Source organism: Sphingomonas sp. BL-S-29 (genome assembly GCF_055521495.1).
In genome coordinates, this window is record NZ_CM145482.1 from 569,130 (window position 1) to 583,256 (window position 14,127).

Consider the following 14,127-nt stretch of genomic DNA (forward strand, 5'->3'; position numbering starts at 1 on the left):
AAAGAAAAGAACAGCCCTTCGACAGGCTCAGGGCGAACGGTATTGGGCGTCGTGGCTCTTCCATTCGGTCACCGCTGCGCCACCGTCATCGGCGCATTGGGCAGCTGGGCGCGGATCGCGGGCGAGTACATCGCCTCGACCCGCGACGGCGGCAGGTTGAACCGGCCCGCGCCGTTGAGGCGGACCAGATAGCTGACCGTCAGCTTGCCCTTGGGCAGCCAGGAGAAGAAGGCGCGCCACGAATCATTGCCGCGCTCGACATAAGCGAGCTGGGCGCCGACCTCGACATTCCACAGCTTGCCTTCCCCGTCCTGCGCGACGAAATCGAAGCCGCCGCCATTGCTGCCCTGGTCGGCAAGGATCTTCGACTGGCCGCCGAGATCGCCGATGATCGTGCCGCCCGCGGGAATCGGATCGTCGATCACCACCCAGTTGCGCTCGGCGGTCGCCTCGACCGTGATCGTCACCTTCACGACGTCGCCGCGGGTCAGCACGCCCTTGGTCCGCGCCTGCACCACATCGACCTTGCGCGACAGGCGGTAGCCCGCGTTGAGCGGCTTGGTCAGCGGCACCGCGGCCGAGACCGACACGCTCGCCCAGGGCCCGGCCCCGCCCGATTGCGAGAGGCGGAGCGGGGTCTGCGTTGCGGGGAGCGGGAAGCTCGCCTGGCGCAGGTCGACCGTGAGCGGCCACGCCCTGGAGACGGTGCGGCTGCCCAACATGAGCGAGGTCGTGCCGGCGATCGCCTCGGCCGGGTAAAGCGTCGCGAACTTGCGTGCGGCGACGGTGCCCCAGGCATTGGCGGTGGTCGTGTCCCAATGGCCGCGGATCTGGCGCAGCGACACGCCGACCATCATCTTCGGCGCATCGTCCTGCCAGCCGGGCCGGCCGAGCGTGGCGAGCAGCGCCTTGATCGAGGCCTCGTCGCTCGACGACATCAGCCACCAGGCCGAGCTCGACGCATCGGTCAGATCGAGCCTTGTGCCCTCATAGGCGATGCGCGAGCGGATCACGCCTTCCGCAGCCGCCTTCAGCGCGGTGCCGTTGGCGAGGCCGGGGATCTTGTCGAGCGCCATCAGATAATCCGCGACGCTGGCGGTCGGCATCTCTTTCGGCGTGATGCTGATCTGGCCGAGCATCGCCGGCGTCGCCGCGCCGGCCCGGGCCAGCGCGGTGAAGGCAGCGACCTTTTCCAGGCGGACATCGCCATAGGTCTCGTGCCGCAGCCGGCCGTCGAGCACTGCCTTCAGCCCCTCGATCATGCGCGTGCGCGATGCCTCGGGGATGGGCAGGCCGGCATCCGCCGTCAGCGACAGGACATAGGCGGTGAGGATCTCCGATCCTTCCAGCGAGTCCGACGGCCAGAAGCGCAGCAGCCCGTCCGGCGCCTGATAGGTCGGGATCGCGCCGGCCAGCGCGGTCCAGCCCGCCGAATCGCCCAAAGCGACGATGCGCGACAGGCGCTGTTCGAAACAATCATAGGGATAGGCCGACATGAAGGCGCGCACCCCCGCGAGCGGCGGGGCGAGCGTGTCGTCCAGCTTGATGTCGACCAAACCGCGACCCGGCAGCGCGCCGGCGGGCGGGGCGATGGGGATCATCGTATCAGTCCCGACCCGGGCGAGCGTCGCCGCCCAGACTTCGACCGGCACCGCGGGTACGACGTCCTGGTTGACGGTGAGCTGGTCGGCCGCCTTGCCATTCTCCGCCCTGGCGCTGACGTGCCAGCGGAGATTGGCGACATTGCCCGGCGCGGTGAGGTTCCAGGCAACGGGTGTCGCGCCGCCCGCCGGGATGATGACGGTCAGCGGTTTGCCCTGCGCGACGCGTGGGGTGACGTCGATCGTGGCGGTGACCTTCATCGGCTTGTCCGAGCCGTTCCGCAGCGTGAAGCCCGCCGCGAAATAATCGCCGGTGCGCACCAAAGGCGGCAGGCCGGCGAAGATCGACAGGTCCTGCGCGGTCCTGACGCTCGCCATGCCGGTGCCGAAGAGTTGCGCGCCGTCGGTCGCGATCGCGACCAGCTTGAACGAGGACAGCGCGTCGCTCATCACCACCGGAATCCGGGCATGGCCGTTGGCATCGAGCGCGACGCGGCCCTTCCACAGCAGCACCGGCTGGAAATTCTCGCGGTTGAGACCCGACATGTCGTTGCCGCCGCCGCCGCCCGCCTCGACCGCCTTGCGGCCGTAATGGCGCTTGCCGACGACCTGCATCTGCGCCGTCGACGTGAGCACCGAGAGCGAGCGTTCGCCCATCATCGCGGTCAGCACGTCCCAGCTTTCATTGGGCGCGAGCTGGAGGATCGCCTCGTCGACCGCGGCGAAGGCGACATCGGCGGTGGCCGCCGGCTTGCCGTCCGGCGTCTTCACCTGAAGATCGACCTGCGCGGTATCGCGCGCGGCATATTTCTCCTTGTCGGCCTTGACCGCGACCTGGAGCTGATGCGCTTCCCAGCCGACCTTCACCTTGGCCATGCCGAGGCGGTAGGCGGGCTTGGCGAGATCGACCAGGGCAGTCGGCTCGGGCGCGGCGGGCGGGCCGCTGGCGAGGCCGAGGCTCTGTGCGATGCCGTGGACCCAGCTCCAGAAGCCGCCCTCGACGCGCCCGCGCACCGCCATGACAGAGACGAACACGTCGGGCGCATAGCTACCCGGCATCTTCACTTCGACCACCGGGTCAGTGCCCGACAAGGTCGTCACATAGGAGGACAGCACGCCCTCCCGCTCGACCGTAACGAGCGCCGTCGCCTCGCGGAACGGCATGCGCACCTGGAAGCGCGCGGTCTCGCCGGCCTTGTAGCTGGTCTGTTCGGGCACGACGTCCATGCGGTCGCCATTGTCGCCGCCGAACCACCAGTCATCGTCGCCGGCAAGCCATACCGAACGGGTGGCGCGCGCCACATTGCCGTTGGCGTCGGTCGTCGTCGCGACGGCATAGACCTCGCCCGAGACGCCGGGATCGGCCTTGCACTGGGCCAGCCCCTGCGCGTCGGTCGTCGCGGTGCAGGTGCCCGCGAGCTTCTCGGTCTTCATCTGGTTGTCATAGGCGTAGAAGCCGCCGATCAGCCGGCGCCGCGCGGTCAGGATCTTGCGGCTGTAGAGCGCGACCGAGATCTTCTGGTTGGCGATCGGCTTGCCCGAGGTGTCGAGCGCGACGAAGCGCAGGCGCAGATCGTCCTGCTTCATCAGCCAGCCATCGGTCTTGACGCCGATCTGCACGGCCGAGGGGAAGATCGGGATGCGGCGCGACGCGGTCAGCACTTCGCCGTTCGCGTCCTGATAATCCATCTCGACCAGCATGTCGGTCGCGCCGTCGAGAGTCTGCGGCACTTCGATCACCGATTTGGCCGTGCCGTCGCCGCCGAGCGTCGCGGGCAAGGTCTGGGTCGGCGGGAGCGGCGTCTGCTCCTCCTCGCCGTCGCCGTCGAGCGGCTTGGTCCCCTCCTGCACGGCGTTGCCGCCGAAGCTATAGCCCTCATAGCCCTCGGGCGTGGAGCTTCGCCCGAAATAGCCGACGCGCAGGTCGACCGGCAGGTTGGAGGCCCCACCCCCCGAGAGATAACCGACGAACAGGTCGAGCGGCAGCGTCCTGGGCCTGACCGCGGCGTCCTTCGGCCCGGTCACCGTCGCGCGCATGGTCGGCAATTTGTAGACGTCGACCTTGAACGACTGCGACGTGTAGATCGTCTTGTCGCCGACGATCACCTGCAGGTCGTAATCGCCCATTGGTGCGCCCTGCGGCGCGGTCCAGCTCGATTCGCCGATGCCGTTGGCGTCGATCTTGAGCGGCAGGTCGAACTGCGTGTCCGATCCGCGATGCGATAGACGCAGCGTCCCGTCGAGCGCGGGCGCCATGCCGAAACCCGCGCCGATCGAGGTGCGCAGGATATGCTTCATGTTGATCGTCTCGCCCTGGCGGACCAGCGCGCGATCGAACACGGTGTGGAGGATGTCGCCCTTGGCCTGATACCCGTAAGGCAGGTCGAAATCATAGGGCCGGATGCCCTCGCCCCAGGCGGTGAGGGTGAAGCTGAAATCATCGCCTTCGCGCGCCGACACCATCAGCGGATGCGAACTGCCATTCTCGCAGCTGCCATAGGTTTCCGGCTCGGGCAGGCCCTGCGGCACGAACACGCCGCCGCTCGCATCGGTGGTACCGCGCGCGAATAGTTCGCCGGTACAGCTGTCGGTGATGCGCACCGCGGCGCCCGCGACCGGCTTGCCAGTGTCGAGATGCGTCACCCAGGCAAGGCTGCGTTCGCGGCCCCATTTGAAATGCACCGCCATGTTGGTGACGAGCGCCGCGGAGGCGACATAGCGCGGCGCCTTGCGGCCGAGCAGGGCCTGGCCGAGCACCGGGCTGGCCAGTTCGACGACGTAGAAGCCGGGCTTGCCGAGCGGAATGCCGACGACCTCGAAATCCTTGCCCTTGCCGGGCAGGCCGACCTGGAGCGGCGCCCCGCCGGCATCGGCGAGAATCGATTTCGAGCCGGTATCGTTGATCGTGATCGATTCCTTGCCCCGCTTCTCCTGATGGCTCTCGTAATCGTCGGCATCCGCGACGGTGCGCAGCCATTCGGCGACCTTGCCGTCGGAGCCGTCGACGCGCAGCGACGTGCCGGCGATCGCGGTGCTGAGCCCCCGGAGCGAGGGCTCCACATTGCGGACCGTGACGGGCAGCACGCCCTGTTCCTTCGCCTCGAGAATGCCGAAGGGCGCAGCGAACTTCACCAGCGGCGGCGCCTCGTCGAAACGGACCTCGAGCGGGAAGCGCTCGGCATTGGCCAATATCCGGCCGCTCTCGTCCTTGACCCCGGCGGGCAGCGTCAGCTTCGCGACGGTCGCCGGCGGCAGCGGCGCCGAGAAAGTGATGTCGCTGATCGTCGCCTTCTTCTTTTCGTCCTTGTCGAACACCGGCGCGATCGCCTTGCCATCGGCTGTGGTGATGCGGATCTGCTCGGCGAGGCTCATCGCGATCGGCGCGGTGAAGCGGACATGCGCTGCCTCCACCGGGCTGCACCCGGCCTGGGCATTGACGCGCGAGCATTCGAAGCGCGCGGTGAAGGGTTTGCGCACGGTGTAGTCGAAGCGCTGCTCGGTGCCGGCGAGCTTGCCGCCCGCGCCGGCGATCTTCGCGCCCCAGACCAGCGCCATGTCGCGCCCCGGCGGCAGCGGACGGCGGCACTTCAGCGCGGTGACGCTCGCATAGGCCCTTTGCCTGTCGGCGGCGTTGGCCGGCACCGCCGCGGGCAGGCCGGCGCTTTCCAGGAAGCTGCGGACATTCCAATTGTCCGTGCCCATCTCGCCGAGCAGCTTGCCGGGCAGGTCTGCCGCGAGCACGTCGACCGGAATCTTCTCGCCGATGCCGTCGACCGCGCAATAGGCATTGGCGCCGACCGAGGAGACGGTGGCGGGCATATTGGCGGCGATCAGGAACACCTGATCCTCCTCGATCTCCCCGCCATATTGTCCGGGCAGCACGGCGCGCGCGACCGGACCGCCGGCATCGACCTTGAATTCCTGCTGGCCGGTCACGGCATAGCCGGAGACGCTTTTCAGCCCGCTCTTCACCGCGAAACTGCAGGTCGTGCCGCCGGGCAGGCCGCTGCTGAAGTCATAGACATAGGTTTGCGGATCGACCCAGCGCCCCTCGCCCTCCACGGCGCAGGTGACGCCGAACGGCGACGGCGCGCGCGGATCGCCGAGCGGGACCATCGGCTGGCTGAAGCGCGCGGTGAAGGACCGGATCGCGCCGCCATCGCCGACGCCGGGCGTCGCCATCACGACCTGGGGGCTGTTGTCGCCAAGCGCGGTGACGGGCGCGAGCGCCAGTCCGAGGAGTGCCAGACGCAGTGCGAGCTTCATCGAACTCTCCCGAAAGCCGCCCGCACGCTAAGGCCCGATCCCGCTTCAAGTCCAGCCGGAACTAGCGGTCTTCTGACGGCAATATCCGGACAATTCTGCCGCCGATTGCCGGTGACGCCGCTCGATTCGCCGCGACGGCCGATATTCTCCGCGTCGCGCTTTCCGCGGCGCCCCGAACAGGATATCCGCCTTGGGCAATGGACATCTATCTGCCCATCGCCAACCTCTCGGTGAACGCGCTCGTCATCGTCCTGCTCGGCGGGGGCGTCGGGCTGCTGTCGGGCATGTTCGGGGTCGGCGGCGGATTCCTGACGACGCCGCTGCTGATCGTCTATGGCATCCCGCCCACGGTCGCCGCCGCCTCGGCCGCGAGCCAGGTGACGGGCGCCAGCGTGTCGGGCGTGTTCGCGCATTTCCGGCGCGGCGGGGTCGACACCAAGATGGGCGGCGTGCTGGTCGCGGGCGGCCTGGTCGGGTCGCTGTTCGGCGGCTGGCTGTTCAAGCTGCTCCAGGCGAGCGGCCAGATCGATACGGTGATCGCCATCGTCTATGTGCTGATGCTCGGCTCGATCGGCGGGCTGATGGCGCAGGAGAGCTGGACCGCGATTCGCGCCAGCCGCACGGGGGCGCCGCCGCGCCCGCGCAAACGCCGGCACCATCCGCTGGTCGCGGCGCTGCCGCTCAGGACGCGCTTCTACCGGTCCGGTCTTTATATTTCGCCGCTTGCCCCGCTGCTGCTCGGCTTCTTCGTCGGCATCCTGACCATATTGCTGGGTATCGGCGGCGGTTTCATCCTGGTGCCCGCGATGCTGTATCTGCTCGGCATGACCACGCAGGTCGTGGTCGGTACCTCGCTGTTCCAGACCCTGTTCGTCACCGCGATGGCGACGATGGTCCATGCCACCACGACCAAGGCCGTCGATATCGTGCTGGCCGCGCTGCTGCTGCTCGGATCGGTTGCCGGGGCGCAGGTCGGCGCGCGCTTCGCGACCAAGGTGAAGCCGGAATATCTCCGCCTCGCGCTCGCGATCATCGTGCTGCTCGTCGCCTTCCGCATCGGCCTCGGCCTGGGCTGGCGGCCGGACGAGATCTATTCGGTCGAGCTGTCGTGAAGCGGTTGCTCCTCCTGCTGCTCGTGCCGCTGCTGATGGGCCAATCCAAGCCAGTGCTGGTACCCGACGTCTCGCAGCGCGACATCGAGATCGCCTATAGCTTCACCGGTGCCGAACTGCTGCTGTTCGGGGCGATCCTCTATCCCGGCGGGCGGCTGCCGGACGACGACAAGCCGACCGACATCGTCGTGGTGGTGAAGGGGCCGGTCCAGTCGATCCTGGTGCGCGAGAAGGAGAAGGTGGCCGGCATCTGGGTCAATGCGGCCCGGCTGCGCTATCGCTCCGCGCCGAGCTTCTACGCCATTGCTTCGTCGCGGCCGGTTGCCCAACTGGTCGATCAGCGGACTCAGGCGATCTACGAGCTTGGCCTGAACAGCCTGCAGCTTTCCCCGGCAAGCAGCGCGCCGGCCGACGAGCAGGACCGGTTCGCGCGCGGCCTGGTCGACCTGAAGCGCCGGTCCGGCCTGTATTTCGAGGCGCCGGGCGCGGTCGAGATCACCGACGGGGTGCTGTACCGCGCCCGCGTGACCATCCCGGCACGCGTGCCGGTCGGGCGCTTCACCGCGGAAACCTTCCTGATCCGCGACGGCCGCGTATTGGCGGCGGCGACCCGCGACATCGACATCCGCAAATCGGGGTTCGAGCGCTTCGTCGCCCGCTCCGCCGATCGCTGGTCCTTCACCTACGGCTTGACGGCCGTGGCCCTGTCGATCCTGTTCGGCTGGACCGCCGGATGGGTTGCCCGGCGCTTCTAGGAGCGCGGCGGCACGCCGCCGGCACACTCAATATTTACCAGTCTTCGGCATAGCTCGGGTGAACGACACCGGGGGAAACCGAGGAATGACCGAGATACTGGGCAGCCATGCTTTCGAGAATGCCGCGCCCGCCGGTACCGGTGTCGCGCTGCCCGAAGCAGCGGGTGACGCCATCGGGTTCGTGTTCGAGATATCCGGATCGAGCAGCCAGGTGATGCTGGATGCGCGCGCGCTCGAGCTGGCCGCGCGGCATAGCGACCCCGTTGCGGCCAGTGCCGGCCAGGTCGGCAGCCAGATCAAGATGCGGGTCGGCACCGCCTGGCTGATCGCCAATATTCGCTCGCTGAAGCTGGCCGATGGCGCGGGCGACCGCATCGCCGCCCAGGTCGATTTCCTGGGCGAGGGCGATGAGGAAAGGCTGACCGGCAAGCTGTACAAGTTCCGTCGCGGCGTGACGCGCTATCCCACCCCGGGCTGCCGCATCTTTCCGGTGACCACCGCCGACCTGAAACAGATCTACGCCGCGGACGACCGCGCCAATATCGAGATCGGCACGGTCTATCCGACCAGCGACATCCGCGCCGCGCTGTATGTCGATGCGATGCTGGGCAAGCATTTCGCGCTGCTGGGATCGACCGGTACGGGCAAATCGACCAGCGCCGCGCTGATCCTCCACCGGATCTGCGACCTCGCGCCGCAGGGCCATATCGTGATGGTCGACCCGCACGGCGAATATAGCGCGGCGTTCAAGGACAATGGCGCGCTGTTCGACGTGTCCAACCTGCAGATGCCCTATTGGCTGATGAATTTCGAGGAGCATTGCGAGGTGTTCGTCACCTCGAGCGGCTCCGAGCATCAGATCGACGCGGACATCCTCGCCAAATGCCTGTTGATGGCCCGCGCCAAGGGCCGGCTGGGCCAGGAAATCACCAAGCTGACGGTCGACGCGCCGGTACCGTATCTGCTGAGCGACCTGACCAATCTGATCCAGCTCGAAATGGGCAAGATGGACCGTGCCGGCGACACCGCGCCCTATCTGCGGCTGAAGACCAAGATCGACGAGATCAAGGCCGATCCGCGCTACAGCTTCATGTTCTCCGGCATGCTCGTCGCCGATACCATGGCAGGCTTCATCGAACGCATCTTCCGCCTGCCCGGCGGGGGCAAACCGATCTCGATCATCGACGTGTCGGGCGTACCGTCGGAGATCACGTCCGTCGTGGTCGCGGTGCTGAGCCGCATGGTGTTCGACTATGCGATCTGGTCACGCGGCGAGGCGCAACGCCCGATCCTGCTCGTGTGCGAGGAAGCGCATCGCTACATCCCGAACGAGCGCAACGCCGACAGCTCCTCGGTCGGCCGCATCCTGAGCCGGATCGCCAAGGAAGGCCGCAAATATGGCGTGTCGCTGGGCCTGATCACCCAGCGTCCGTCGGACCTGGCCGAGGGCGTGCTGTCGCAGCTCGGCACGATCATCTCGATGCGCCTGAACAATGATCGCGACCAGGCCTTCGTCCGGGCCGCGATGCCGGAGGGCGCGCGCGGTTTTCTCGATTCGATCCCGGCACTGCGCAACCGCGAATGCATCATCTGCGGCGAGGGCGTCGCCATCCCGATCCGGGTGTCGTTCGACGGCCTCGAGGAGAGCAAGCGCCCGGCCTCCGAGGACCCGCTCTTCTCCGAGCTCTGGCGCGAAGTCGGCAACGAAGACCTGATCATCGGTCGTACCTTGAAGCGCTGGCGCTCACAGGGGCGCTGACATTCTCCCCCTCCCTTTAAGGGAGGGAAATCAGCGGGCGCCGGGCTTCACTGCCATCAGGCTGGCATAGCGCGCCTTGAACGCGCGCAGCGCATCGCCCGAGAGCTGCGCGATACTGGTGAAGGACATGGAGCGTGGATTGACCGCGATGCCGTTCTTCCAGACTTCCCAATGGAGGTGCGGGCCGGTCGAGAGGCCGGTCGAGCCGATATAGCCGATCACCTGCCCCGCGGCGACGCGGGTGCCGGAGCGGACCGCGATCCGGCTCATATGGCCATATCCGGTGCCGATGCCGCCACCATGCGCCAGCTTCACGAAATTGCCGTACCCCGCATTGCGCCCGGCAAAGGCGACGATACCGGCCATTGCCGCATGGATCGGCGCGCCATAGGGGGCGCCGATATCAAGCCCCTTGTGCATGCGGGTGAAGCCGAGCAGCGGATGGCGGCGCAGGCCGAAGGTCGAGGTGACATGGCCCGCGACGGGCATGCCCATGGTGCCGCGCCGCTCATACTGGCCCGACGCCTCATACCATTGGCCGTCATTCCATTTGATCAGCCGCGTCTTCTTGCGGGCCTGGTCGAGCCCGGCGAACATCAGGCCACCGATCTGGACTTCGCCGGTCGCCGCGCGGGCCTGTTCGACGATGATGTCGAACGTGTCGCCGGCGCCGACGTCGCGGCCGACCGAGAGGCGCGTCGCCATCGCCTTGATATAGGCCTCGACGATCTTGGCGGGCACGCCGGCGGCGCGCGCCGAACGATAGAGGCTGCGCCCGGCCAGCCCCTGGAAACGGGCCGGGGTGTGATCGATCACGATCGGGTGGCGCGTCAGGACAAGCGCGCCGTTCACGCGCGACACGCTGAGATTGAGATCGAAGCGCGCGCGGAAGGACAGGAGCTCGAGCGGGCGGGCGACGGTGCGGTTCGGGCGGCGCCCGAGCGTCATGTCGATCGGCGTGCCGGGCTTGAGCTCGGCGGTGCCGACCGCGCCCGAGACGAGCTGCGCGGTGGTCGACGCTTCGCCTTCGGACACGCCGGCGCGCCGCAGCACGCGCGTGAAACTGTCGCCGGTGCCGAACAGGGTCGTGACGTCGATGATCGGGCGTTCGGGCGTTTCGGACAGCGGCGCGACCAGATCGTTCGCCGCCATGTGCCGCCCGGTATCGGCGCCCCAGGCGAGCGGCGCGATCGATTGGGCGCGCGCTTCGTCCCAGTCGGCGCCGTCGAGCGCGGGCGGCGCGATACCCGGAATCGTCCTGTCGAAGCCGGGCGCGAACATCCAGGTGGCGGCGCAGAGCGCGGCACAGGTCGCGGCGCCGCGCCACCAGTCGAGCGAGCCGATCCGCGATCCGAGATCGGGCGTCCAGTCGATCCGGCCGATCGCGTCGCGCAGGCGGTCGATCGTCCGTGGTTCCGCCACGGGGACGATTGCCCGGCCGAACGACAGGGTTGCGGTGCCCCCCGTCAGATCCGAGCCATGATCACTGCGCAAGAACAAAGGCTGTCCGCCCCCAAGGTCGCGACGCCGACTGAAATGATTGAACCCCCCGGCGCGAGGCCGCATGACTGTGGCGGCATTGTCCTAAAGTCAAATTAAGGAACGCTTCCAGGCAGGGCGGGCGCGGCGAAACGTGGCGGCCCTGCGACGATTCGCCATGGCGTCGCGCATGCCGAATCCATCAAGCATTCGATATGGTTAGCGCAGTTTTCGATTGTCGCAGGTTGCGCCGGCGCGATCGGCACGCGATGTTGGTTTCACGATGAGGCGTGACACCGACATTCCGGTCACCGCGGTGCTGGGCCCGACCAATACCGGCAAGACCCATTTGGCGGTCGAGCGGCTGTGCGGCCATTCGAGCGGCATGATCGGCTTTCCGCTGCGGCTGCTCGCCCGCGAGGTCTATGACCGGGTGGTCAAGATCAAGGGCGCCAACCAGGTCGCGCTGATCACCGGCGAGGAGAAGATCGTCCCGAAGGACGCGCGCTGGTTCCTCTGCACCGTCGAGAGCATGCCGGTCGACCGGGACCTGGCCTTTGTCGGGATCGACGAGGCGCAACTGGGCGCCGACCCCGAGCGCGGGCATGTCTTCACGGACCGTATCCTTCGCGCGCGCGGCCGCGAGGAGACGATGATCCTTGGTTCCGAGGCGTTGCGGCCGATGCTCAAGGCGCTGGTGCCGGGGATCGAGATCCTCAACCGGCCGCGTTTCTCGACCTTGAGTTATGCCGGCGCGCGCAAGATCTCGCGCCTGCCCAAGCGCTCCGCGATCGTCGCCTTCTCGGCCGAGGAAGTCTACGCCGTCGCCGAGATGCTGCGCCGGCTGCGCGGCGGTGCCGCCGTGGTGATGGGCGCGCTTTCCCCGCGCACGCGCAATGCCCAGGTCGCGATGTTCCAGGCGGGCGAGGTCGATTATCTCGTCGCGACCGACGCGATCGGCATGGGGCTGAACATGGACGTGTCGCATGTCGCCTTTGCCAGCCTCGACAAGTTCGACGGGCATCGCCAGCGCCGGCTGACCGTGGCCGAGATGGCGCAGATCGCCGGGCGCGCCGGCCGGCACCAGCGCGACGGGACCTTCGGCGCGCTGGTCGAGGAAGGGCCGGGCGCGTTCACGCCCGAAGAAGTGCTGGCGATCGAGGAGCACCGCTTCCCGCGGCTCGACTTCCTCTACTGGCGCGACGGCGCCCCCGACATGGCAAGCGTGGATGCGCTGATCGCCAGCCTGGAAGCGCGTCCGGCCGAGCGCGTGCTGCGCGCGGCGCCGCAGGCGACCGACCTCGCGGTGCTCAAACGCCTGGCCGAAGAGGCGTGGGTGCGCGACCGGGTGCGCTCGCCGGCGATGGTCAAAAGGCTCTGGGCGGCGGCGGGCCTGCCCGATTTCCGCAAGCTTGGCGTCGATCCGCATGCCCGTTTCGCCGGGCGCGTGTTCGGGCATCTCAGCGAAGGCAGCGGCCATATCCCGCACATCTGGTTCGCCGAGGAGATCGCCCGGCTCGACAATGTCGCGGGCGACGTCGAAACGCTGGCCGGGCGGATCGCGGCGGCGCGGAGCTGGGCCTATATCGCCAACCGGCCCGACTGGCTGGCCGACCCGGCGCACTGGGCGGCGCGCGCGGCGGCGGTCGAGGAGCGGCTGTCGGACGCGCTGCATCTCAGCCTGACTCAGCGTTTCGTGGACAAGCGCACGACGATGCTGCTGCGCCAGATCGGTGCTGACAAGGGGGCCCTGCCGGTGACGATCGGGCCCGAGGGCGAAGTGATGGTCGAGGAGCATGCGATCGGGCGGCTCGACGGCTTCCGCTTCACCGTCGCCGCCGACGCGCGGCATGGCGACAAAAGGCTGTTGCTGGCGGCGGCCGAACGCCGGCTGGGCGATGAGCGGGCGCGGCGAGGGGAGAAGCTGGCGGCAGCCGAGGATGCGGCGCTGGCGATCGACGACAGCGCGCGACCGGTGATCCTGTGGGAGGGGCTGCATGTCGCCGAACTGAGCCCCGGCCCTTCGCTGGCACGGCCGCGTCTCAAGCTGGATCGCGCGCTCGACTGTCTTGAACGGGGCTTGCAGGCGCGGGTACGGGCACGGCTGGAGGCGTGGCTGGCCGGCCAGATCGCGCGGCGCCTGCCGGGGCTGGTCGCGCTCGACGACACGCAGCGCGATCCGGCCGCCGCGCCGCCGCTCCGCGCGGTCGCGGCGGCGCTGGTCGGGGCTGGCGGGATCGTCGCGCGCGGCGGGATCGATGCCGCGGTCGACGCGCTCGACGCGGGCGCCCGCAAAAGGCTGCGCACGATCGGGGTGACGATCGGCGCGCTGGACCTGTTCGATCCGCGATTGCTGAAGCCCGGGCCGGCGCGGTGGCGGCGCATGTTGATCGCGGCGCAGGCCGGAGGCGCGCCGGATTCGGCGCCGCCCGAGGGTGCCAGCGTGCTGGCGCGTGGCGCACAGGGCGCGACGCTCGCCCATGGCTATCGCCCGCTCGGCAACCAGGCAGTGCGGGTCGATCTGGCCGAGCGGATCGCGCGGGCAGCGCATGACGCGCGCGCGGGGCGCAAGCCGTTCGCGCCTGACCCGGCGCTCGCCACCTCGATCGGCGTGACGCCCGAGACGCTGGCGCGACTGATGGCGGCGCTCGGTTTCCGCACCGCGCCGGCGCAGGAAGGCGCGCCGCGCTGGGTGTGGCGCGGGCTGACCAGGGCAAAGGTGGCGCCGCCGCCGCGCGACAATGCCTTCGCCGCGCTCGCGGGCCTTCGGTCCACGCATGGCTAGCGGCGCGGCGGAAGGCGCGACGATGCGGCTCGACCGGTTCCTTTGGTTCGTGCGCCTCGCCAAGACCCGCAGCGCCGCCCAGAAGATCGCCGGCGAAGGCCGTTTGCGGCTCGACGGCCGGGCAATCGACCGCGCTCATGCCAGTGTGCGCGTCGGCAGCGTGATCGCTTTTGTCCAGGGCGCGCGGGTGCGCGCGATCAGGGTCGAGGCACTGCCGTCACGGCGTGGGCCAGCGCCCGAGGCGCAGGCCTGCTATACCGACCTGGTCATTGAGAACGTCTCGCATCAGGCGTCCGAAGATTGACGAGGGCGGCGACCGGGCATAGCAGACGGGTCGTTTCGTCGGACCCTTGGCGTTCCGAACTGGGGA

General features: G+C 68.6%; 7 protein-coding genes. 5 read left to right on the forward strand and 2 right to left on the reverse strand.

Translation table 11 applies throughout. The annotated features are described in order from the left end of the window. Nucleotides 1–68 precede the first annotated feature (68 nt). Nucleotides 69–5,867, reverse strand: a complete 5,799-nt coding sequence (locus ACZ1I2_RS02805) for an alpha-2-macroglobulin family protein (RefSeq protein WP_465175208.1) — start codon at nucleotides 5,865–5,867, stop codon at nucleotides 69–71. A gap of 197 nt (nucleotides 5,868–6,064) precedes the next feature. Here ACZ1I2_RS02805 and ACZ1I2_RS02810 point away from each other — a divergent pair, with 197 nt between their 5' ends. The 3 genes from ACZ1I2_RS02810 (at nucleotide 6,065) to ACZ1I2_RS02820 (ending at nucleotide 9,493) form a co-directional block, all read left to right on the forward strand. Next, a complete protein-coding gene (locus ACZ1I2_RS02810; RefSeq protein WP_465171119.1) occupies nucleotides 6,065–6,979 on the forward strand; it encodes a sulfite exporter TauE/SafE family protein in 915 nt (304 codons plus the stop codon). A gap of 35 nt (nucleotides 6,980–7,014) precedes the next feature. Continuing rightward, a complete protein-coding gene (locus ACZ1I2_RS02815; RefSeq protein ID WP_465174015.1) occupies nucleotides 7,015–7,734 on the forward strand; it encodes a TIGR02186 family protein in 720 nt (239 codons plus the stop codon). An 85-nt stretch (nucleotides 7,735–7,819) separates the two neighbouring features. Then, nucleotides 7,820–9,493 (forward strand): ATP-binding protein, encoded by a 1,674-nt coding sequence (locus ACZ1I2_RS02820; RefSeq protein ID WP_465175207.1) that lies wholly within the window; start codon nucleotides 7,820–7,822, stop codon nucleotides 9,491–9,493. 30 nt (nucleotides 9,494–9,523) lie between these two features. Here the strand turns inward: ACZ1I2_RS02820 and ACZ1I2_RS02825 are convergent, their stop codons facing one another. Continuing rightward, complete coding sequence (locus tag ACZ1I2_RS02825) at nucleotides 9,524–10,987, reverse strand: peptidoglycan DD-metalloendopeptidase family protein (protein WP_465181570.1); 1,464 nt, start codon at nucleotides 10,985–10,987, stop codon at nucleotides 9,524–9,526. 268 nt (nucleotides 10,988–11,255) lie between these two features. Between ACZ1I2_RS02825 and ACZ1I2_RS02830 the strand changes: the two genes are divergently transcribed. Beyond that, on the forward strand, nucleotides 11,256–13,757 hold the full coding sequence (locus ACZ1I2_RS02830) for a helicase-related protein (RefSeq protein WP_465175205.1): 2,502 nt from the start codon (nucleotides 11,256–11,258) through the stop codon (nucleotides 13,755–13,757). Continuing rightward, nucleotides 13,750–14,061: an RNA-binding S4 domain-containing protein gene (locus ACZ1I2_RS02835; RefSeq protein WP_465171115.1), complete on the forward strand. Its 312-nt coding sequence runs from the start codon at nucleotides 13,750–13,752 to the stop codon at nucleotides 14,059–14,061. The genes ACZ1I2_RS02830 and ACZ1I2_RS02835 overlap by 8 nt, the downstream gene beginning before the upstream one ends. Nucleotides 14,062–14,127: the final 66 nt, after the last annotated feature.